This window comes from Fontimonas sp. FW305-C-3 (assembly GCF_058783185.1).
In genome coordinates this window covers 177,284-197,642 of the sequence record NZ_JBYSYK010000005.1, presented here as the reverse complement: position 1 = coordinate 197,642, position 20,359 = coordinate 177,284, and the positions used below count along the sequence as shown (strand labels likewise).

Below are 20,359 nucleotides of genomic sequence, written 5' to 3'. Positions count from 1 at the left end.
CGGCTGCGAGCCCGCCATGCAAGAGATGCGTTGCTCGTGTCACGATCACGCAGGACGGATCGTCGCCGGACCGGTCAAACAGAGGAGCAGGCCGTGCGCCAAAGCTGGCGTGTGGACAGAAGCCTGGGTATCACCGTGCTGTCAGTGGCCTGCCTGGGCGTGCTGATCGGCCTCGCGGCGCTGTGCGGCTGGCAGGCGCGCGCCTTGCAGTTGAGGCTCGATCATCACTACGTCAGCGGCGCCCTCTTCGAGGCGCTGGCGCCGGTGTTGCGGACCTCGGGCGGACAGAATCAGTTGGGGGCGACGGTCCAGGCACTGATGCAGCGGCGCGATCTCGCGCTCAAGGCGATCCAGGTGCGCGATGTCGACGGGCTGGTCCTCGCCAGCGCCGGGCGCTTCGACTCGCTGCGGCTGCCGCTGGTGCCGCGCGAGTTGCAGCAGCGCGGCCGCGAGTTCCTCTACGACCTCGTCGGCAGCCGGGGCAAGCGCCCGATCTATTCGAGCGAACGGCGCGCGCTCGGAAGCCTCGACTACGTGATCGATCTGGGCGATGTCGAAGGCGTTCGCGTCGAAGCGGTGACGGCGCTGCGGTTTGCCGGCTGGATCGCCGTCGCGCTGGCCTTGCCGGTGCTGCTGATGCTGGTCATCGGCATCCGCCGCGAGCTGCGCAAGCAGCCCTTGTGGACTTCGCGGGCGCAGCCGCCCGCCGGCAATCTGGGTCTGGATTTCGGCTCGGCCGATCGTGTCGAGTTCCGCAACCGCGCGGCGAGCACGATGGACGTCCTCAAGTACGGCATCGTCGTCGCCGACCGCGGCGGCTGCATTCGCCTGATCAACCAGACCGCATCGCGGCTGACCGGATGGAGCGCGGAAGACGCGAGCGGACGCCTGCTGCGTTCGGTGATTCATGTCGTCGACGCCGACGGCATGCCGCAAAGCAGCGTGCTCGACACCGTCAACGAAAGCTCGCGCCCGGCGCCAACCCAGACGGCCTATCTGAAGCAGCGCTCCGGCGGCGTGCTGCCGGTCGAGCTGACCGTCAATGTCTACCGCGGCCGCGACGGCGGTGTCGATACGATCACGCTGCTGTTCCGCGACACCAGCGTCTACCAGCGCGAGCTGCAGCAGACGCAGCGCCAGGCGCGTCTGGCGCAGGCGGTCGTCGATCATCTCGACGAAGGCCTGCTGACGACCGACATGGCCGGTGTGGTGCGCTCGGCCAATGCACGCGCCGAGCGCATGTTCGGCTACTCGCGCGACGAGTTGAATGGCTTCACTGTCAGCAAGCTGATGCCGGTGCCGTTTCTCAATGTGCCGGCAGTGCGCATCGCCGACTTCGTCAACGGCGCCGCGGCGGCGGCGCTGCCCAAGGTCGTCGGCTGGCGCAAGGACGCCACGACTTTCCCGGTCGAGCTGCAGGTGCAGACGATGCGCGCCGAAGGCACCCAGTTGCTGGTCGTGATCATCCGCGACATCAGCGAGCGGCTGCGCGGCGAGAACCTGGCCAACCGTCTCGGCCGCCTGCTCGACGGCGCCAAGGAAGAGGTCTATATCTTCGACGCGCAGTCGCTGTGTTTCCTCGAGATCAATCGCGGCGCGACGGACAATCTGGGCTATCGCTCGGACCTGCTCGCGCGCATGGGTCCGCTGGACATCAGTGAAGAACTCGATCGCGAGACACTGGAAAACTATCTGGAAAGCCTGCGCCGCGGCGAGCGCGAGCATCTGGTCTACCGTTGTCGGCACCGGCGTGCGGACGACAGCAGCTACCCGGTGGAGGTGCGCCTCAACTACTCGCCCGATGAAGAGCCACCCGTGTTCATGGCGATCGCGACCGACATCACCGAGCGCCTGGCCGTCGAGATCAAGCTCAACCAGATGGCGCTGTTCGACGCGCTGACGGGTCTGCCAAACCGCGTGATGCTGTTCGAGCGCATGCAGAGCATGGTCGCCGATGCGCGCCGCAGCGATCGGCTGCTCGGTGTGTTCTTCGTCGATCTGGACCGGTTCAAGCTGATCAACGACCAGTATGGGCACGACGTCGGCGATCAGGTGTTGCGCACCACCGCCGACCGCCTGCGGGCGGTGGTGCGGCCGGTCGACACCGTCGCACGCCTGGCCGGCGACGAGTTTGTCGTGCTCGTGTCGGATCTGGAGACGCCTTTGCGGGCGCAGGAGATCGCCGAGCAGATACTCGAGCGTTTCGCGCAGCCGATGGACCTCGGCGGTCCTTCGATCACGGTCCTGCCGAGCATCGGCTATACGCTCAGCCCGCTCGACGATGGCGATGCCGAGGGTCTGCTGCGCCATGCCGACACGGCGATGTACCTCGCGAAGCAGCGCGGTCGCGGTCGCTACGAGATTTTCTCCGGCAGCAACGATTCCCGCGGTGAACGCGAGCTGCGCCTGGAGCGTGAGATCCATGCCGCGGTCGCGCTCAACCAGTTCCAGCTGGTGGTCACGCCCGCCCTCGACAGCGAAAGTCATGTTGCGGCTGTGCTGGCAGGCATCGTCTGGCGCCATCCGGATTACGGCGACATCGACCAGCAGCAGATCCTGCAGGTCGCGACCCGCGCGGGTCTGCGCGCGGATCTTGAACTCTGGTTGCTGTGCCGCGCCTGCGAGCAGTTCGGCGCCCTTGCCGAGCGCGGCGAGTCGCCGGCCGTGATGATCATTCCGATTTCCGGCTGGCAGTTCCGCGACCATGAATTTGCGCGCCATCTCGGCGGATTGCTGCAGCGCTACAGCGTGCCGATCGAGAAGCTGGTGCTGAGCCTGTCGCCCGATGGTCTGATCGAGTTTCACGATCGTTACGAAGGAATCCAGCCGCTGCTCGATCGCGGTCTGCGCTTTGCGCTGCGCGGTTTCAACGCCTGGCCGGCGACCGTGCCGGAGGCGGTGACGCTGTCCTATGTCGTGCTCGACGCCAGCCAGTGCGCGAATCGGGAAGGCTTGGCCGCGATCCGCGCGGCGGCGTCGCCGCAGGCAATCTTCATTGCGGCCGAAGTCGGCGATGCCTCCGGGGCGGCGACCTGTCGCGACGCCGGTATCGAGTTGATTGCCGGCGCCGCGGTGACCCGCTGAACCTTACTGCGGCGCTGCGGTGCTCAGCACCCGCGCTGCCGCGGTGCGCAGCAGGACTCTCGAGTAGAGCTGATGGAAGCCGAGCAGGGCGCGGAACATGAATCCCATCGACGCCTTGCCGCTGCGGCCGGCAACAACCGGCGTGACGGCGGAGCCCAGGTAGAGCCGTGTCGTGCGCTGCCCGGCATCCGCCACGCTCATCAGCCATAGCCGCGTACGTCCGGTGAAATCGCGCATCAGCAACTGATCCGGCGCGCGCGCCTCGACCGCCCAGGCGGCGTAGGCGTCGCGCGTGCCTGCGGCGAGCTCTTGAGCCTGAGCATCGGTCGACGGCCGCGCGACGAACCAGGCCAGCAGCTTTCTCTCGATGCGAAAGACGCCCGCGGTGCAGAAGGCCTGCACGTAGTCCGCCTGCGATACGGATTGTGGAATGTTGATCCAATAGCAGTCCGTATAGCCCTGCCCATATTTGCGCAGCAGTGCCGTCGCCGGCAGTTCGCCCTTGTGTATCGGCGGCGGACTCACGGCTGACGATGCTCGAGATGCCCCTTGCCCGGAACAAAGTTCGCCTCGATGCGAATGCCGTCCGGATCCTCGAACAGCACCGAGTAATACCCTGGTGCCCAGCTGCCGTCCTGCGGTGCGCGAATGATCTTGGCCGACAGCGCAAGCGCGGTCTGGTAGATCGCGTCGACGTCCTCGCGGCTGCGTGCCCTGAAGCAGAAATGATGCAGGCCGGCGCGCAGCTGGTTGTAGGTCTGCTCGCGAAATTCCGCAGCGGCCGGTGCAATCGCGACGCCGGTACGTCCGCCGATGCAGTAGAAGTATTGTGGGTTGTTGACCAGCGTGACCATCTCCAGAGAATGCAGGAGCTTCTCGTAGAACGGAATCGAACGCGCCATGTCGAGCACGGTCAGCTGGATGTGTGCAATGCCGTTGATGCTGGCCATGGCCGTTCTCTCCTCGCTCAGGGCAGTTTTGCGACGTTGCGGGCCAGTGCCTGCTTGGCGCCGCCCAGCTTCGGCGTGCCGTGGCCTGCAATCAGATTGTCGAAATCGAGAGCCAGCACGCGTTCGAAATCGGCACGCATCGAGCCGTGCTTCGGCGTCGTCATCTTCAACCAGATCGGACCGATGACGCAGGGCGTGAAAAAGCCCATCGGATACATGACGGCGCGACCGAGCGGCGAGATCAAGCGGTCCTTCTCGTAGTGCTGCACGCTGTCGCAGGTCACCAGCAGACGATGCTGCGGCAGGCAGACCACGCACTCGGCCAGTTTGCCGCTGCTGAAGACTTCGACCTTGGCGCCGGGGATCGGGAAGGCGCCGTCGCGGCTGAGCGTGTGCTCGATCGCCGGTTCGGCGTAACTGTGGATTCCCGGTGGAGCCCAGAACTCGAGGCCGAACTTCTCGACGTAGTAACGATCATCGCGGCCATGCAGGCCGCCAAGACGCACGGCATGCCTGAACGGCGCGATGGCCAGCAAGGCCGCCTCGGCAGTGTCGGAGAGCCGGACCGGATTCAGCAGCACCCAGCCTTCGCCGGTCAGCACCGCGACCATGTTGCGGCTGAACGTGATCTTCATCCTGAGGGGGATCGTCATCTCGATCGAGCTCGATGCCAGCCAGACCCCAGGAAAGCATTCGCGGATCGGCAGATGAAATAGCGGTGGCGGGTGCGCGGTACTCAAGGCAGGCTCCTGAGGCTGGTCATGATTCGCTATGCAAGCTTCGCGCCTTTCTCGCGCAGCAGTTCACGCAGGATCGAGCGATGGCAATGCGATTCATCTTCGCAGTAGCAGCCGACCGAAAAGTTGCTGGTCCGTGACAGCGCCGCCAGCAGTTCCAGCGTGCGGCTCGCTTCGGGCCTGGCCATTTCGGCGCGGTACTTCTTCATGAATGCAGCCCACTGCGCGGCGGTCTGCGCCTGCTGGCCGCGCTTGAGGGTATCGACGCTCGGTGCGAGCTCGGGATACCAGACGTCGTACCAGTTCTGCGTGGAGAACTCGGCTTTCGGTACGCCGCGCGGCGGCCGCCGCACCGTGCCGATGCGCAGGCCTTCTCCAGCGCTGCGTACGCTGCCCAGCCGTACGATGCGGACGCTCACTGCGGTGCGCCCGCAGCCTTCTGCTCCGCAGCGCTCAAGGGGCTGCCCTTGTCGAAGACGACGCGCCAGGTGCCGGGCCCTTCGAGTCGCCAGATCGAATTGAAGCGCGATACGAGCTTGCCGTCCGGACCCCAGACCGGACCAGAGCTGTGTGCCAGGGTGCCGGACTCCAGCACTTCGACCTGATCCGGCGCCCATGAAAATGGTGCGGGGCCCTTGAAGAAGGCGGACCAAGCCTCGACGACCATCGGTTTTCCACGCAGGACATTGGTGCTGCCGAAGAACACCGCTTCGTCCGAAACAAACACGGAGAACGCTTTCAGATCGCGATCGGCCATGGATTTCGCGAACGCACGTTCGGCGGCGAAGACCTGTTCCTGCGCGGTGGGCGGTGCGGCGATGACCGGCCCCGCCGAGAACGCAACAGCCAGCGCGCCGAAGCCCGCGGTGCGCAACCATTGTTTCATGATGTTCTTCATGCGGCTCTCCGTCATCTTCAAGGTTTGCGCCTTCAGTCCGTTGCTTCCATCCGCTGTTTCAGATTCGACAATGCAAGCAGGGACATCGCGGCCATTCGTGGTCGCAGCAAGGGCATCAGCAGCCGATTGATGCCGCTGACGCCGTAGCTGAGCGTGCGCGTAAACCGGGTGCCGGCCGCAATCGGCTCGAACTCGTACTCGATGCGCAGCCAGCCATCCTTCATCCTGCCCTCGACCCGCCATAGCAATGCCGGTTCGGCGGACAGAACGCGATAGCGCGTCGCTCTGCGCATGCGCAAGGGCAGCGGCGCCAACGGTTGAATCTCGACGACTTCGTCGAAGCTGTCTCCAGCCTGCAGCGTGGCGACGGTCGCGGCTGCCGACTTCGAGTTCGGATGCCATTCGTGCCAGCGCCAGGGTTGGGTGACATAGGCGTAAAGGTCGGCCGGTGTGCAGCCGATCTCGATGCTGTTGCGGATCGCGCTTGTCACGGCAGTTCCTTTCTCATGGCGAACCTTCTGAAGCCGACCCCGCGTCTGAACACATGCTGCTCCTCGACGATCTCGAATCCCTCGCGCTGGAAGAACGGCCTGGCGACCAGGCTGGCCTCGGTGAAGAGCGTGCGCACGCCGCGGGCTCGCAGACGCGCGGTAGCCTCGTGCAGGAGGGTGGCTGCGATGCCGCGCTGCGCGACATCAGGCGCCCGGTACAACAGGTCGATGTGGCCGTCGTCCTCGAAGGACAGAAAGCCGAGACAGGCGCCATCGTGCTCCGCCACCAGTGTCGACAGACGCTGGAAGCGCTGTTGCCACTCGACGAGGTCCGGTGGCACCGGTGCCCAGGCGGCGCGCTGCTCTGCGTTGTAATGGCCGGCTGCGAGGGCGTGGATCGATTCGGTGAACAGCGTCGCCAGGGTTGCGGCATCCGTGTCGCGGTAGTTGCGCAGGTTCATTGTTCTTGCCAAGGGCTGAGCGTCAATCGAGTCCGAGGGTCCGCAGCGCGGTCCAGGCAGCGCCCTGCAGGATGGGCGCGATCGCGCTCACGGCGATGATGAACAAGATCGGCGACGCGGCGATCTGCAGCGACTCGTTGAAGTTCAGCGCGGGACGCACGATCCGGCCGACGAGCCAGTGCGCGCCGACCCACAGCGGCGGCGCGATGACGAGCAACATCACGTAGAAGACGCCAAGTCCTTCCATGCCCGGCGTGGCGCGTGCGGGAAGGATGACGAGCGCCGCGGTCAGCAGCGCGATCGGTATCGTCGCGAGGCGGACGACGAGCCAGGGGCCGCCCTGATTGCGCTGCAGGAACTGGCGGCGTTCCCAGCGCAGCATCAGGCCGAATCCCAGCAGGCTGATCGAAGCAAAAATCGTGAACAGAATGTGGAACGGATGCATGCCGAAACCCCCGAGGCCGGAGCGTGCCGCGCCAGAACCTGTCCGACCGCAGAAAGCCGATGCGAGCAGAGTCCCCCGATACGGCACGCCGGATCAATATAGCCTGACCGGTACGGCAAAGCCGCCGGAAATCCAGCGCCCGTCGCGCTCGGCAATCAGATCAGTCTGCAATCTCGTCGTAACCGCGGCCGACGAACTCGACCAGGCACAGGCCGTGCCCGAAGGGATCGGCCAGCAATGCGAGCTTGCCCCATTTGCTGGTGACTGCCGGTTTCTCCAGCGTAGCGCCGGCTGCGATCGCCTTGTCGAGCGCCGCCTCGATATTGTCGACGACGATATCGAGATGCACTGGCGTCCAGTGCCGTTCGTAGGAGCGACGCTGCTCGCTGGTTTCGGCGGCCTTGCTGCCTTGATCCTTGACCAGCAGATAAATCGGCGCATTGCCGCCCAGCAGTTCGGCGCCGCCGGCGCCGAAACGCCGGCCGACCGTCAGGTCGAACGCCGAAGTGTAGAAGTGGATGGCCTGGTTGAGATCGGCGACATCGATGTTGACGAGCAGGTTCATGTAACGACTCTAGAAAATCATCACGTGGTCGACCTGGTGCTTGCCGTCGCGTTCCACCAGGACCATCTCCGCGACGAACTCACCGGGATGCTCGGTGAACCACTGACGCCAGATGATTGCCAACGAATCCGGCCGGCGGAAGACGGCGACAGCCTCGCGTCTGGCGAAAAAACCCTTCGCGCCCTGGTAGGCCGCGCAGGCTGCGCGAAAGCGATCCGCTGGCAAGGCGCGTCTTGCACGGTCGGTGAAATCCTGCACATGCCGTTCGTAGTCGATCGCCGTGGAGGCTTCCATCAGCCGGTCCATGATCGGATTGGCAATCGCCAGAATCTCCGCGTCCGATTTGCTTGCCAGGTTCATGAAGAGAGCGAAACAGATCTTCAGGTTTCGTCGGTCATGCACACCGCGAGCACGTCGCACTTCGCGCGGGTCAATACGTTCTGTTCTGTGTGGTTGAACAGCGACGAGAGTCCGTGACGCGGGTGATGGCCGACGACGATGAGGTCGGCACCGACCTCTGCCGCGGTGCGGTGAATTTCGCTGGCAACACCGCCGCTGGCGACACACAGCGCGGTCTGCGTCAGTTGATGGCGCTCGCAGATCTCGCGCAGACGCGTCTCTGCCTGTTGCTGGAGTTGCAGCGCCAGATCGGGCGGCGCGGCCATGATGGCTTCGCCGGTTTCGAGTGGAATGTATTCGACGACGTGGACGATCGACAGTCGGGCGTTGAAAGCAGCGGCGAGTGTCTTCGCGCGCACGGCAACACCTTCACCGTGTTCGTCGAGGGCAATCGCTGCCAGCAGGTGCGTGTAGGTGGCCATGGGGGCTCCGTTTCGTCTGCGGAGGTCCAGTGTCCCGCTAATGCGCGACAGATGCCAGCCGACGCCGGCCTCAGGCTTGCTTCAAACTGAACCGCTGTCCTTCAGCACGGCGGTCAGTCGCGCGTAGTCGCGTGCATGCAGGGTTTCGGCGCGCGCCTTCGGGCTGATGCCCGCGCGTTCCATCTGCGCGCTGTCGGCGGTGCCCTTGAGCGCGTTCGACAACGTCTTGCGCCGTTGCGAGAACGCCTGCGTGACGACCTGATCGAAAAGCTTCAGATCGACGATCTCGAAATCCGGCTTGCGCGGCACGAGGCGGACGACGGCGGAGTCGACTTTCGGCGCCGGTGTGAATGCGCCGGGGCCGACATGGAACAGATAGCTGACTTCGCAGCGCGCGGCGAGTGCAACGGACAGGCGGCCGTAGGCATCGTCGTCCGGGCCGGCGCACATGCGGTCGACGACTTCCTTCTGCAGCATGAAATGCATGTCGCGCACGCTGTCCGCCTGCGACAACAGATGGAACAGCAGCGGCGTCGAGATGTTGTACGGCAGGTTGCCGACCAGGCGCAGCGGGGTTCCGGCGGGCGCCAGCGTGCGGTAGTCGAGACGCAGCGCATCGGCCTCGATGATCGTCAGATGCTGCGCCTGCGCGCCGCAGCGTTCGCGCAGCAGCGGAATCACGTCGCGGTCGATCTCGATGACGGTCAGCTTGCCCATCCTGGCGAGCAGCGGAATCGTCAGTGCACCAAGGCCCGGCCCGATCTCGATCAGCGGATCGGCCGGCTGCGGATTGACCGCGCGCAGGATGCGCTCAATGACGTTCTGGTCGTGCAGGAAGTTCTGGCCAAAGCGCTTCTTGGCCATGTCGCCATCGTTCTTCTTTGGCGGCGGTTTATGTTTCATGCGGAACCTGCGCGTGCATTGGCGAGCTGGATGGCGAGTTGCAGCGCGGCCTGCAGGCTGCCGCTGTCGGCACGGCCGGTGCCGGCCAGATCGAGCGCGGTGCCGTGATCGACCGACGTGCGGATGATCGGCAGGCCGAGCGTGACGTTCACAGCGGAGCCGAAGCCGGCGTACTTGAGGACGGGCAGGCCCTGGTCGTGAAACATCGCGAGCACGGCGTCGGCCTGATCGAGATGCTTGGGCGTGAACAGCGTATCGGCCGGCAGCGGGCCGGTCAGCAGCAGGCCTTCGCCGCGCAGGCGCTCGAGCACCGGAATGATGACGTCGAGTTCCTCGCGGCCAAGGTGTCCGGATTCGCCGGCATGCGGATTGAGTCCGCAGACCAGCACGCGCGGCGCGGCGATGCCGAAGTACTGACGCAGATCCTTGACGAGGATGCGCAGCACCTGCTCGAGCAACGGCGCATTGATCGCATCGGCGACGGCGCGCAGCGGAAGATGCGTCGTCGCCAATGCGACACGCAGGCCGCCGCCGACCAGCATCATCACCGGCAGCGGTGCGGCGCAGAACTCGGCAAGAAATTCGGTATGGCCGGAGAAAGGAATGCCGGCATCGTTGATGACGCTCTTCTGCACCGGTCCGGTGACCATCGCCTGCGCGATGCCGTCGCGGCACAGGCCGGCGGCCAGGCGCAGGGTTTCAAGTACGTAGTGCGCGTTGGCGGGATTGAGACTGCCCGGAGAAACCTTGGCCCCGAGCGCGACCGGCAAGATGCGCAGCGTGCCTGCGGTCTGAGCTTGCGGCGCTGCCGCACTGTCGAGCATCCGCAGCTCCAGCGGCAGCCCCAGCTGCTGCGCGCGTTGACTCAGCAGATCGGGATCGCAGACCGCAACGAGTTCGGCCCCGCAGGCCTGTTGCGCGAGTGCGCAGACCAGATCGGGGCCGATGCCGGCGGGTTCGCCGGGGGTGATGGCGATGCGCGGCCGAAGGGGCTCAGGACTCACGCATCGCTCACGGCAGGTTTTTTACGACTTCAGATTGGCCGCCGCGTCCTCGGCGACCCGGTACTCGACATAGGCTTCGTTGCGCAGGCGGCGCAACCAAGTTTCGTACTCTTCGGCCGCCTTGCGGTTGCCGATCGAAGCGCGTGCGCGTGCGCGGCGCGACTCGTCGGTGGTGTCGCGCGTGCGGCGTTCGATGAGGCCGGCGACGTGCCAGCCGAACTGCGTGCGGAACGGCGTCGACAGTTCGCCCGGCTTGAGCTGGTCGATGCGCACCTGGAATTCAGGCGCGAACACGCCGGGCGGCTGGAAGCCGAGATCGCCACCGCTGTTCTTGGAACCCGGATCGTCCGAGTATTCCTTCGACAGCGCGGCAAAATCCTCGCCGGCGACGAGGCGGTTGTAGATGTCGCGCGCGAGCAGGCGGCTCTGGTCGTCGTTACGCACGGCGTTCGGCTGCAGCAGGATGTGGCGCGCGTGGCTCTCGGTGACCATCTTGCGTTCTTCGCCGCCGCGGATGCTGACGAGCTTGATGATGTGGAAGCCGCCGGAGGTCTCGATCACGCTGCTGACCTGGCCCTGCGACAGCTTGCCGGCTTCCTTGGCGAACAGTTCGGGAAGATCGTCGGCGCGGCGCCAGTCGAGGTCGCCGCCCTTGAGGGCCTGCTGGCCGTCGGAATTGGCGATCGCCAGTTCGGCGAAGTCGGCGCCGTCGTTGATCTGCTTGAGCAGGCCGTCGGCCTTCGCGCGGGCGGTATCGCGGGCCTGTGCGCTGCTGCCTTCAGGGACCGAGATCAGGATGTGCGACATGCGGAATTCGGCGTTGGAGTCCGCCCCCTGATTGGCGAGCATCGCATCGACGTCCTGATCGGTGACGTTGACGCGGCTGTCGACCTCGCGGGCGCGCAGGCGCTGGATCGTGACGTCGTCGCGGATCTGCTCGCGAACGGCGAGGTAGTCGAGGCCGTCCTTGCGCACGGCATCGGCGAACTCGGCCAGGTTCATGCTGTTCTGCTTGGCGATGTTGCCGAGCACTTCGTTGAGCTCGCGATCGTCGACGCGGATGCCGGCCTGCTGGGCGCGCTGAGTCTGGATGCGCGTCAGGATCAGGCGCTCGAGTACCTGGCTGCGCAGCGCGGCTTCCGGCGGCGAGGCGATGCCGCGCTCCTTGATCTGGCGCCTGGCGTCGCCCATCGCCTGTTCCAGCTCGCTTTGCAGCAGCGCGCCGTCGTTGACCACGACAAGAATGCGGTCCAGCGGCTCGCCGGCCGAGACGGCCAGAGGAGCCAGCAGCGCGGAGCAGGCCAGCAACAGGCTGACGACCGGTTTGGCGAGGGCGGACGGGGCGGAATTGGCAGACATCAGCTTCATGAGCGCAGGGTCTTAAAGACAGGTGGGGCCCGGGTGGGGCGCGGTCAGGCCGGGATTATCGCGTATTGCGGGAATGCCGGGGCCTCATTCGACCATCGAGTTCGGAAATAGGTCCGTCATGCCGGAGCCGATCCGCGCCAGGCCCTTGAGCTCGAGCTGCACATAGACGCCGGAATTGAAGTCGCCACGGGTATCGGCCACGTAGCGCCGGTACGAGGTATGCACGGCCCAGCAGCAGGTTTCGTAGGACAGGCCGGCCATGCTGTCGAGGGTGTGGTCGTCCGCGATCGAATAGCGCCAACGGCCGAGCAGGCTGACGCCGCCGTAGACCGGGGTCGAGACGATCAGGTCGGTCTGTTCCAGCAGATCCTCGCGGAACCGGTAGGCCAGCTCGGCCCAGCGGCGGTCGCTGCGGTAGCGCAGGCCGGCCGCGGTGCGGGTGAAATTGGAGCTTTTCGGCGACCACTGCGTGTCCACCAGCGCGGTCCAGTGGTCGAAGATCTGGATGTTGGCGCTGCCGATGAAGTCGGTCGCACCGCGCGGCGGCGCCTGCTCGCCCGGCAGCTGGACCTCGGGCGCCTCGAAACGGAACAGCTGACCGAAGCTCGCGCTGGCGCGGACATTGCCGCTGTTGGCATCGAGCTGGCGCCCGGTCAGCGCAACGGCGAACTGGTTGGCGTCCGAAATGCGGTCTTCGCCGGAGAAGCGGTTGCGCGCGAACAGCTGGGTGAAGTCGAAGTCCGGCTCGCCGCTGTCGAAGACCGGCAGCGAATCCTGATCGACCGTCGGCACGAACAGGTAATACAGCCGCGGTTCCAGGGTCTGCAGCGCGCCCGAGCCGTCGATGCGCTCGAAGCGCAGGCCGTATTCGGCGCTGAACTGTGGCAGTGCGCGGTCCTGGCTGGAGGCAATCCCGGCGGCGGTGTCGGTCAGCTCGTAGGCGGTATAGCGGTAGTCGATCTGCGATTTCGCAAACCAGGCCACGCGGTCTTTTTCCCAGCGCAGGTAGGGATGCAGGTCGACGCGCTGGCCTTCCACCGAGTTGCTGCGGATGAAGTTGACGTACTCCGCATCGGCGCCGGCCCGGGTGTTCCACAGGCTGTTGCGGGTCATCGCGTCGATGCGCAGCTGCGGCACGCGCCGGTAGGGATCGTCGATCGGATCGAGGTTGCTGGCGATCGTCTGATAATCCTGGAACAAGGCCTGCACCGTGTACGCCGCCGGCGAGTTGTAGATGAAGCGCGCACTGCGTTCCAGGTGGGTGATCGAGCTGAGGTCGACCGTGCCGCCGAGGTCTTCGAAGTAGGCCGGATCGGAGACTTCGGCGTAGTGGATGTCCATGCCCAGCCGCGGCGAAAGCACGCCGCGATGGCTGAATTCGGTGAAGTCGCGACGCTCGCCGGTCGCGCGGTCCTGGTCGAGAATTTCGTAGCCGATGCTGCCTTCGGCACGCTTCAGCAAGTACTGACCCTGCGTGTCGATCTGGATGCCGCGGTCCGACATATAGCGCGGCGTGATCGTCGCGTCGTAGTTCGGGGCCAGATTCAGGTACAGCGGAACGCGGAAATCCCAGCCGGTCTTGTCGGTATCGCCGATGACCGGGAACAGCAGGCCGCTGCGGCGCCGGTCGTCGATCGGAAACTGGAACCAGGGTGCGTACAGAATCGGCACGCCCATGAAGCGCAGACGCGCATGCTTGGCAGTACCCAGCCCCTCGTCGGTGTCGAGCTTGATCTCGCTGGCTTCCAGGTACCAGGTGTCGGTGCCCGGCGCGCAGCTGGTGTAGCGCACGTCTTCGAGCTCGACGGTGGCATCGGGTGCCAGCTCGACACGCTGCGACGTGCCGCGCGCGGCGCGTTCGGTCAGCACGAAGCTGGTGTCGTTGAACAGGCCGGATTCGGTGTTGAGATCGAAGCTGGCAGACTCGGAACGGATCAGCAGCTCTTCGTTGCGGAAATTGGACTCGGCATTGACCGCGATCGTGCCGGCTTCCTTGTCGAAGTCGAGCTGGTCGGCGGTGAACTCCTTGTCGCCGTAACGCAGGCGCACCGAGCCGGTCAGGCTCGACAGGCCGCCGGACAGCAGATCGGCGCGGTCGGCGTCGAGAATCAGGCGCGGATCGGGGGAGAAGTCCAGCTTGGGCAGCGGCTCGGCGAGCTGCACGCAGGTCCCGACCTCGGCGTGAACCGAAGGGGCGGCGAGCAGGCAGGCCAGCAGGGCTGGCGGGATCAGGCGACGGACAGGCAACAGACGGGTTCCGACCTCAGGGCCGGGAAGTATTGACGCTGAGTCCTTCCGGTGCAATTGGAAGGCCGGTTTGACCGCTGGTGTAAGCTTCGCGCCGAATTTGAAGATGGCCCCGCCTGTGACCCAGACCGCGACTCCGCAAGCGACCGAACCGGACCTTCGTGCTGACGATGCCCGTCAGTGGGCCTTGCGCCATTTGAACTTGGAGACAGCGCCGGACGTGCAATTTGCACCGGCCTCGGCAGATGCGAGTTTCCGGCGCTACTTCCGCATTGTTGCGGGCGCTCAGAGCTGGGTCGTCATGGATGCGCCGCCGGATCGCGAGAACCTCGAGCCGTTCATCGAGGTGGCCAGGCTGTCGACCGACGCCGGGCTCAATGCGCCGCGGGTGCTGGCCGAAGATCGCGCGCGTGGCTATCTGTTGCTTAGCGACCTTGGCCGGCAGACCTTCCTGCATGTGCTGAACGCGGACAACGCCGATGCGCTGATGCAGGACGCCATCGCCGCACTGATCCGCTGGCAGCTGTCCAGCCGCGACGGCGTGCTGCCGCCCTACGATGCCGCGCTGCTGCAGCGCGAGCTCGACCTGTTTCCGGACTGGTATGTCGGTCGCCACCTCGGCCGCGAGCTGAGCCCCGCGCAGCGCAAGACGCTGGCCGGCATCGAGCAGCTGCTGATCGCTTCCGCGCTGGCGCAGCCCAAGGTCTACGTGCACCGCGACTACATGCCGCGCAACCTGATGGTTTCCACGCCCAGCCCCGGCGTGCTGGACTTCCAGGACGCGGTCTACGGGCCGATCAGCTACGACGTCGTCTCGCTGTTCCGTGACGCCTTCCTGTCCTGGCCGGCGCGGCGTGTCGAGCAGTGGATGCACAGCTACTGGCAGCAAGCCGCCGCCGCCGGCCTGCCGGTCCATGTCCGCTTCGAGGACTTCCGGCGGGCCGCCGACTGGATGGGCCTGCAGCGCCATCTGAAAGTCATCGGCATCTTTGCGCGCATCTGCCACCGCGACGGCAAACCGCATTACCTGGCCGACGTGCCGCGGTTCATTACCTATGTGCGCGATGTCGGCGCTCAATATCCGGAACTCGCGCCGCTGCTGAAGCTGTTCGACGAGCTGGGCCTGCAGGCGTGAGCGGCGAGCAGGCCATCAAGGCCTTCATCCTCGCCGCCGGTCGCGGCGAGCGCATGCGACCGTTGACCGATCAGACGCCCAAGCCGCTGATTGCCGTTGGCGGCACGCCGCTGATCGAGTTCCATCTTCGGCGCTTGTCCGCAGCAGGTTTTCGCGAAGTCGTCGTCAATCTCGGCTGGCTTGGTGCGAAGATCCGCGACGCGCTGGGCGATGGCACGCGCTTCGGCGTGCAGATCACTTATTCCGACGAAGGCTGGCCGGCCTTGGAAACCGGCGGTGGCATCCACAACGCACTGCCGTTGCTGGGCGATGCGCCGTTCGTCGTCGTCAATGGCGATGTCTATTGCGATGTCGATCTGCAGGCGCTGCGCCTGCGCGCCGGGACGCTGCCGGCCGGAATGCTTGCGCATCTGGTCATGGTCGCCAATCCGCCGCAGCATCCGAACGGCGATTTCGTGTTGAACGACGGCCGGCTCAGCGAAGGCGAGAACGCGCGCCTGACCTACAGCGGCATCTGCATCATGCGGCCGGCGCTGTTCAAGGATTGCAGCCCCGGGGCTTTCAGCCACGTCCCGCTGTTGCGCGCGGCGATGCGCGAAGGCCGGGTCGGCGGTGAGCTGCATCGCGGACTGTGGTCAGATGTCGGGACCGTCGATCGACTCGATGCGTTGAATCTGCAGCTGCAGCACTCATAAAGCACTTAATGACCCTCACCAAAACCGACCCCGCCAAGCTGCTTCCCAGCGCCGAAACGCTGGAACGCAGTGCCCAGCTTGCTCTCGACTACGCGCGCACAGAAGGCGCGACGCAATCGGAAGTCAGCATCTCCGCCAGCCGCGGCCTGTCGGTCAGCGTGCGCAAGGGCGAGGTCGAGAGTCTGGAGTTCCAGCAGGACCGCGATCTGGGCGTGACGGTCTACCTGGGCCACCGCAAGGGCAATGCCAGCACCGGCGATCTCAGCGATGCCGGCATCCGCTCGGCAGTGGCCGCGGCGCTCGATATCGCCCGCGCGACCGGCGAGGACCCGAGCAACGGCCTGGCCGATGCCGCGCTGATGGCGAAGTCGTTTCCGGACCTGGATCTCGATCATCCCTGGGACCTCAGCGCGGATGCGGCGATCGATCTCGCCGCCGCCTGCGAAGCCGCCGCCTTTGCCGCCGATCCGCGCATCCAGGGCAGCGAGGGCGCCGGCGTTTCTTCGCACCGAGGCCGCAGCCTGTATGCGAACTCGCACGGATTTCTCGGTGCGCGCCTCGGCACCAATCACAGCCTGAGCTGCGCGGTCGTCGCCGGCACCGGCGAGCACATGCAGCGCGATTACTGGTACAGCAGCGCCCGCAGCGCACAGGATCTGCTGTCGCCGCAGGCGATCGGCCACAAGGCCGGCACCCGCGCCGCCGCGCGTCTGGGTGCGCGCAAGATCGATACGCGCACAGTGCCGGTGTTGTATCCGACCGAACTCGCGCGCGGATTGTGGGGCCACCTGATCGGCGCCATGTCCGGCGCCGCGCTGTATCGCAAGGCGAGCTTCCTGGTCGACCGCCTGGGCGAAGCCGTGTGCTCCGACATCGTCACGCTCGAACAGCGGCCGCATATCCCGCGCGGCGCCGGCAGTGCCGCTTATGACGGCGAAGGCGTCGCCACGACCGAACGCTCGCTGATCAAGGCCGGCGTGCTGCAGGGCTGGCTGCTCGGCAGCTATTCCGCGCGCAAGCTTGGCCTGCAGACCACCGGCAACGCCGGTGGCGTGTTCAACCTGTTCGTGCAACCCGGCAGCGACGACTTCGACGCGCTGCTCAGGCGCATGGATCGCGGCTTGCTCGTCACCGAGCTGCTGGGGCAGGGCGTGAATCTGGTCACCGGCGATTACTCGCGCGGCGCCGCGGGCTACTGGGTCGAGAACGGCAAGATCGCGTATCCGGTCGAGGAACTGACGATCGCCAGCAACCTGAAGGACATGTTCAAGGGCATCGTCGCGATCGGCAATGACATCGATCCTTTGGCGAATACGCGCAGCGGATCGGTGCTGATCGACCGGATGACGATCGCGGGGCACTGACGGTCGGACTTGTAGGCTGGGATGAAGCGCCGCGGAATCCCAGCATTTGCGCATTCTGCCGGGATTCCGCTGCGCTTCATCCCAGCCTACGGACTGCTACGCGCCGTCCCACTGTCCCACAGGGCCGTGCCGAGCATCACAAGGCGCATCTGCTTCTCCGCGTAGCGGTAGATGCGCTGCAGCGCGTCCTTGTCTTCCGGCGCCGTATCGAGCAACAGCTCGGTCGCGGCGATGACGACGTTGACCATCAGGCCGGCAAGCATCTGTAGGTCTTCGGCGGTGAATTTCTTCAGGGCGGGGAAGCGCGACAGGTCGACCGCGAGTTCGCCGACCCATAGCCGGGTTTCCTTGCGGATGGCGATGCGCACCGCAGAGGAACCGGAGAAGCGTTCCTTGGCGATGAAGCTGAAATGCGCGCGGTGTGCGGCGACATGGTCGAGGAATACCGCGACCGACGCGCGGATCATGTGCGCGGTCGGGAACTGGCCTTCGCGCGCCTGGCGCATCAGCTGGTGCAGCGACTCGAAGGAATCCTCGATCAGCGCGTGGCCGAGCGCCTCCATGCCGGAGAAATGACGGTAGAACGCGGCCGGCGTGATGCCGGCGCTGCGCGTGACTTCGCGCAGGCTCAGGCTGCTGAAGCTGCGTTCGCCTTCCAGCAGTTCCAGCGCGGCGTCCATCAGCCCGCGGCGAGTACGGCGCTTGCGCTCGTCCCGGCCGCCTTCGCGGTCGCCAGAATCACTGCTCTTTGAGCGCACATGTCTCGTCATTGAGCGGCTATACTAGCATACGTAAACCCATTTAACGTCTAATAAATCAAATAAAAACAGTCACAAGCAGTAATTCAGTAAACAAGTGTTGACTGCAATGCTGCGCTGCGATTACAGTGAACACATGTTTACTGGAGTGCAGCCGTGATTGAACGTTCGAATGCTGGTTTGACCGCGGGGCCGATCGCCAGGCGCTGGAGCCGCCGCGCGCTGGCCGTGCTGACCGCGCCGCTGACTTATCCGCTGAACCCCGTCGAATATCTGCGCCCGGCGGTTGCCGAGAACAGCGCGGTGATCGAAGGCCTGGACTTCGCGACAGCCGATGCCCTGACCCTGACGCTGCGTCCGCAGCGCCGCCTGCCGCCGCACCAGGCCGGCCAGTTCATCCGCTTCGGCGTGGATATCGACGGCGTGCGCCACTGGCGCTGCTACTCGATCTCGTCGGCGCCGGAGCGCGCCGATGGTTGCCTGACCATCACGGTCAAGGCGATTGCCGACGGCCGCGTGTCCACCCATGTCGGTCAACACCTGAGCCTCGGCGAACGTGTCTATCTCGAAGCACCGGCCGGCGAATTTGTATTGCCGCAGGTGCTGCCGGAACGCCTGCTGTTCGTCACGGCCGGCAGCGGCATCACGCCGGTGATGAGCATGCTGGCGAGCCTCGAAGCACGCGGTACGATGCCGCAGATCACCGTGATCCACAGCGCGCCGGATGCGGCGTCGACGATCTTCGGCGACAGCCTGCTCGACATGGCCGCGCGCCATCCGCAGCTGACGCTGCACTGCCACTACACGCGCCAGCACGGCCGCCTCGATCTGGCGCAGCTGCAGGCCCTGTGCCCGGACTGGCAGGATCGCCCGACCTGGGCCTGCGGCCCGGACGCGATGCTGCAGATGCTCGAAGACCATTGGCAGCAGGCCGGCATTGCCGCTCAGCTCAATGTCGAACGCTTCCGTCCGCGCGCTGTGCAGGCCGACAGCGCCACGCAGACCGGTACGGTGCACTTCAGCAAGACCGGCGGCAGCGCCGCCGGCCGCAGCGACCAGAACGTGCTGGAACTGGCCGAACTCAACGGCCTGAATCCGGAGCACGGCTGCCGCATGGGCATCTGCCACGGCTGCACGGTGACGCTCAAATCCGGCTGCGTGCGCGATCTGCGCAACGGCCAGACCTTCGCCGAAGAAGGCGACCTCGTGCAGATCTGCGTCTGCGCGCCGGTCGGCGATATCGAAATCGCGCTCTGAATCCCCGCATTCAAACCAGGAAACGCACCATGACTCACGCGACCTATCTCACTGACGCCCAGGCCGATGCCTTCGGTGCCGAACTCGACGCGATCCGCGACGAGGTCAAGGCCAGCCGCGGCGCGAAGGACGCCGCCTACATCCGCCGCATGATCCGCATCCAGCGCGGTCTGGATCTCGGCGGCCGCGGGCTGCTGTTCGCCAGCATCTTCCCGCCGGCTTGGGTTGCCGGCACGGCGATGCTGTCGGTGGCGAAGATTCTCGAGAACATGGAGATCGGCCACAACGTCATGCATGCGCAGTGGGACTGGATGAAGGATCCGAAGATCCACTCATCGAACTGGGAGTGGGATACCGCGTGCCCGTCCGACCAGTGGAAGCATTCGCACAACTACATGCACCACACCTACACCAACGTCGTCGGTATGGACCGCGATGTCGGCTACGGCATCCTGCGCATGAGCCCGCAGCAGCAATGGCGGCCCTGGAATCTCGGCCAGCCGGTCTACAACGCGCTGCTCGCCGGCCTGTTCCAGTACGGCGTTGCGCTGCATGACGTCGAGTTCGACCAGGTTCTGGAGGGCAAGAAGAGCGTGCGCGCGGCGTGGGAGCGCCTCAAGGCGGTGGCCCGCAAGACCGGCCGCCAGTCGCTGAAGGACTATGTGCTGTTCCCGCTGCTGTCCGGACCGATGTTCCTGCACGTGCTGGCCGGCAACGCGACGGCCAACTTCGTCCGCAACCTGTGGTCGTACATGATCATCTTCTGCGGCCACTTCCCGAGCGGCTCGCACACCTTCAGCGTCGCGCAGCTGGAGAGCGAAAGCCGCGGCCGCTGGTATCTGCGCCAGCTGCTCGGGTCCTGCAACATCGATGGCGGCAAGCTGTTCCACATCATGTCGGGCAACCTCAGCTTCCAGATCGAGCACCATCTGTTCCCGGATCTGCCGAGCAACCGCTACGCCGAGATTGCGCCGCGCGTGCAGGCGCTGTGCAAGAAGTACAACTTGCCCTACAACTCCGGCTCGCTGGCGCGTCAATTCGGCACGACAACCTGGCGCGTGCTGCGCCTGTCGCTGCCGGGTGGTGAATCCCTCGAACCGCAGGTGCCGGCGCACGCGCTGCCGGCGTAAGCGCGCGGCGCGGACTTTTCCGCGGGCAAACAAAAAGGCCCACCCG

The 20,359-nt window shown here is 65.6% G+C and carries 22 protein-coding genes; 6 read left to right on the top strand and 16 right to left on the bottom strand.

What is annotated here, in order from left to right:
* The first annotated feature begins 111 nt into the window (after window positions 1–111).
* Window positions 112–3,084, top strand: a complete 2,973-nt coding sequence (locus tag AC3WUF_RS19605) for a sensor domain-containing protein (RefSeq protein WP_492428801.1) — start codon at window positions 112–114, stop codon at window positions 3,082–3,084.
* A 3-nt stretch (window positions 3,085–3,087) separates the two neighbouring features.
* Here the strand turns inward: AC3WUF_RS19605 and AC3WUF_RS19600 are convergent, their stop codons facing one another.
* The 15 genes from AC3WUF_RS19600 to AC3WUF_RS19530 form a co-directional block, all read right to left on the bottom strand.
* Window positions 3,088–3,609 carry a hypothetical protein gene (locus AC3WUF_RS19600; RefSeq protein ID WP_492428799.1) on the bottom strand — a complete coding sequence of 174 codons (522 nt, stop codon included), beginning with the start codon at window positions 3,607–3,609 and terminating at the stop codon, window positions 3,088–3,090.
* Window positions 3,606–4,034, bottom strand: a complete 429-nt coding sequence (locus AC3WUF_RS19595) for a VOC family protein (RefSeq protein WP_492428797.1) — start codon at window positions 4,032–4,034, stop codon at window positions 3,606–3,608. The genes AC3WUF_RS19600 and AC3WUF_RS19595 overlap by 4 nt, the downstream gene beginning before the upstream one ends.
* 17 nt (window positions 4,035–4,051) lie before the next feature.
* Complete coding sequence (locus AC3WUF_RS19590; protein ID WP_492428795.1) at window positions 4,052–4,774, bottom strand: hypothetical protein; 723 nt, start codon at window positions 4,772–4,774, stop codon at window positions 4,052–4,054.
* 29 nt (window positions 4,775–4,803) lie between these two features.
* The gene (locus AC3WUF_RS19585; protein ID WP_492428793.1) at window positions 4,804–5,190 is read right to left on the bottom strand and encodes a DUF488 domain-containing protein; all 387 of its coding nucleotides are present in this window, start codon (window positions 5,188–5,190) and stop codon (window positions 4,804–4,806) included.
* Window positions 5,187–5,669 (bottom strand): YybH family protein, encoded by a 483-nt coding sequence (locus AC3WUF_RS19580; protein ID WP_492428791.1) that lies wholly within the window; start codon window positions 5,667–5,669, stop codon window positions 5,187–5,189. Before AC3WUF_RS19580 ends, AC3WUF_RS19585 begins: the two co-directional genes overlap by 4 nt.
* A 32-nt stretch (window positions 5,670–5,701) precedes the next feature.
* Window positions 5,702–6,160, bottom strand: coding sequence for an SRPBCC family protein (locus AC3WUF_RS19575; protein WP_492428789.1), 459 nt, complete (start codon window positions 6,158–6,160; stop codon window positions 5,702–5,704).
* Complete coding sequence (locus AC3WUF_RS19570) at window positions 6,157–6,621, bottom strand: GNAT family N-acetyltransferase (RefSeq protein ID WP_492428787.1); 465 nt, start codon at window positions 6,619–6,621, stop codon at window positions 6,157–6,159. The genes AC3WUF_RS19575 and AC3WUF_RS19570 overlap by 4 nt, the downstream gene beginning before the upstream one ends.
* 22 nt (window positions 6,622–6,643) lie before the next feature.
* On the bottom strand, window positions 6,644–7,066 hold the full coding sequence (locus tag AC3WUF_RS19565; protein WP_492428785.1) for a hypothetical protein: 423 nt from the start codon (window positions 7,064–7,066) through the stop codon (window positions 6,644–6,646).
* A 160-nt stretch (window positions 7,067–7,226) separates the two neighbouring features.
* A complete protein-coding gene (locus tag AC3WUF_RS19560) occupies window positions 7,227–7,631 on the bottom strand; it encodes a VOC family protein (protein WP_492428783.1) in 405 nt (134 codons plus the stop codon).
* A 9-nt stretch (window positions 7,632–7,640) separates the two neighbouring features.
* Complete coding sequence (locus AC3WUF_RS19555; protein WP_492428781.1) at window positions 7,641–7,991, bottom strand: hypothetical protein; 351 nt, start codon at window positions 7,989–7,991, stop codon at window positions 7,641–7,643.
* Window positions 7,992–8,011: 20 nt separating this feature from the next.
* Complete coding sequence (locus AC3WUF_RS19550; protein ID WP_492428779.1) at window positions 8,012–8,452, bottom strand: universal stress protein; 441 nt, start codon at window positions 8,450–8,452, stop codon at window positions 8,012–8,014.
* 81 nt (window positions 8,453–8,533) lie between these two features.
* On the bottom strand, window positions 8,534–9,355 hold the full coding sequence (rsmA, locus tag AC3WUF_RS19545; protein WP_492428777.1) for a 16S rRNA (adenine(1518)-N(6)/adenine(1519)-N(6))-dimethyltransferase RsmA: 822 nt from the start codon (window positions 9,353–9,355) through the stop codon (window positions 8,534–8,536).
* Window positions 9,352–10,359 (bottom strand): 4-hydroxythreonine-4-phosphate dehydrogenase PdxA, encoded by a 1,008-nt coding sequence (gene pdxA / locus AC3WUF_RS19540; protein WP_492428775.1) that lies wholly within the window; start codon window positions 10,357–10,359, stop codon window positions 9,352–9,354. Before pdxA ends, rsmA begins: the two co-directional genes overlap by 4 nt.
* A gap of 21 nt (window positions 10,360–10,380) precedes the next feature.
* Window positions 10,381–11,727, bottom strand: coding sequence for a peptidylprolyl isomerase (locus tag AC3WUF_RS19535; RefSeq protein ID WP_492428773.1), 1,347 nt, complete (start codon window positions 11,725–11,727; stop codon window positions 10,381–10,383).
* Window positions 11,728–11,811: 84 nt separating this feature from the next.
* Window positions 11,812–13,974 (bottom strand): LPS-assembly protein LptD, encoded by a 2,163-nt coding sequence (locus AC3WUF_RS19530; RefSeq protein WP_492428771.1) that lies wholly within the window; start codon window positions 13,972–13,974, stop codon window positions 11,812–11,814.
* Window positions 13,975–14,080: 106 nt separating this feature from the next.
* Here AC3WUF_RS19530 and AC3WUF_RS19525 point away from each other — a divergent pair, with 106 nt between their 5' ends.
* The 3 genes from AC3WUF_RS19525 to pmbA are packed head-to-tail and all read left to right on the top strand — an operon-like array spanning window position 14,081 to window position 17,168.
* Window positions 14,081–15,109 carry an aminoglycoside phosphotransferase family protein gene (locus AC3WUF_RS19525; RefSeq protein WP_492428769.1) on the top strand — a complete coding sequence of 343 codons (1,029 nt, stop codon included), beginning with the start codon at window positions 14,081–14,083 and terminating at the stop codon, window positions 15,107–15,109.
* A 14-nt stretch (window positions 15,110–15,123) separates the two neighbouring features.
* Entirely contained in the window at window positions 15,124–15,804 is a 681-nt protein-coding gene (gene murU, locus AC3WUF_RS19520; protein WP_492429083.1) for an N-acetylmuramate alpha-1-phosphate uridylyltransferase MurU, read from the top strand.
* An 8-nt stretch (window positions 15,805–15,812) separates the two neighbouring features.
* Window positions 15,813–17,168, top strand: coding sequence for a metalloprotease PmbA (gene pmbA / locus AC3WUF_RS19515; RefSeq protein ID WP_492428767.1), 1,356 nt, complete (start codon window positions 15,813–15,815; stop codon window positions 17,166–17,168).
* Between the two features lie 86 nt (window positions 17,169–17,254).
* Here the strand turns inward: pmbA and AC3WUF_RS19510 are convergent, their stop codons facing one another.
* Complete coding sequence (locus tag AC3WUF_RS19510; RefSeq protein ID WP_492428765.1) at window positions 17,255–17,848, bottom strand: TetR family transcriptional regulator; 594 nt, start codon at window positions 17,846–17,848, stop codon at window positions 17,255–17,257.
* Window positions 17,849–18,082: 234 nt separating this feature from the next.
* Here AC3WUF_RS19510 and AC3WUF_RS19505 point away from each other — a divergent pair, with 234 nt between their 5' ends.
* Window positions 18,083–19,183, top strand: a complete 1,101-nt coding sequence (locus AC3WUF_RS19505; RefSeq protein ID WP_492428763.1) for a ferredoxin reductase — start codon at window positions 18,083–18,085, stop codon at window positions 19,181–19,183.
* 29 nt (window positions 19,184–19,212) lie between these two features.
* Window positions 19,213–20,313, top strand: coding sequence for a fatty acid desaturase family protein (locus tag AC3WUF_RS19500; RefSeq protein WP_492428761.1), 1,101 nt, complete (start codon window positions 19,213–19,215; stop codon window positions 20,311–20,313).
* The last annotated feature ends 46 nt before the right edge of the window (window positions 20,314–20,359 follow it).

Excerpts from the sequence above, each read along its gene's own strand:
- AC3WUF_RS19595 (WP_492428797.1), bottom strand. The coding sequence starts at position 4,034 with ATGGCCAGCATCAACGGCATTGCACACATCCAGCTGACCGTGCTCGAC.
- AC3WUF_RS19580 (WP_492428791.1), bottom strand. The coding sequence starts at position 5,669 with ATGAAGAACATCATGAAACAATGGTTGCGCACCGCGGGCTTCGGCGCG.
- AC3WUF_RS19570 (WP_492428787.1), bottom strand. The coding sequence starts at position 6,621 with ATGAACCTGCGCAACTACCGCGACACGGATGCCGCAACCCTGGCGACG.
- AC3WUF_RS19565 (WP_492428785.1), bottom strand. The coding sequence starts at position 7,066 with ATGCATCCGTTCCACATTCTGTTCACGATTTTTGCTTCGATCAGCCTG.
- AC3WUF_RS19560 (WP_492428783.1), bottom strand. The coding sequence starts at position 7,631 with ATGAACCTGCTCGTCAACATCGATGTCGCCGATCTCAACCAGGCCATC.
- AC3WUF_RS19555 (WP_492428781.1), bottom strand. The coding sequence starts at position 7,991 with ATGAACCTGGCAAGCAAATCGGACGCGGAGATTCTGGCGATTGCCAAT.
- AC3WUF_RS19550 (WP_492428779.1), bottom strand. The coding sequence starts at position 8,452 with ATGGCCACCTACACGCACCTGCTGGCAGCGATTGCCCTCGACGAACAC.
- rsmA (WP_492428777.1), bottom strand. The coding sequence starts at position 9,355 with ATGAAACATAAACCGCCGCCAAAGAAGAACGATGGCGACATGGCCAAG.
- AC3WUF_RS19535 (WP_492428773.1), bottom strand. The coding sequence starts at position 11,727 with ATGAAGCTGATGTCTGCCAATTCCGCCCCGTCCGCCCTCGCCAAACCG.
- AC3WUF_RS19525 (WP_492428769.1), top strand. The coding sequence starts at position 14,081 with ATGGCCCCGCCTGTGACCCAGACCGCGACTCCGCAAGCGACCGAACCG.
- pmbA (WP_492428767.1), top strand. The coding sequence starts at position 15,813 with ATGACCCTCACCAAAACCGACCCCGCCAAGCTGCTTCCCAGCGCCGAA.
- AC3WUF_RS19510 (WP_492428765.1), bottom strand. The coding sequence starts at position 17,848 with ATGGACGCCGCGCTGGAACTGCTGGAAGGCGAACGCAGCTTCAGCAGC.
- AC3WUF_RS19500 (WP_492428761.1), top strand. The coding sequence starts at position 19,213 with ATGACTCACGCGACCTATCTCACTGACGCCCAGGCCGATGCCTTCGGT.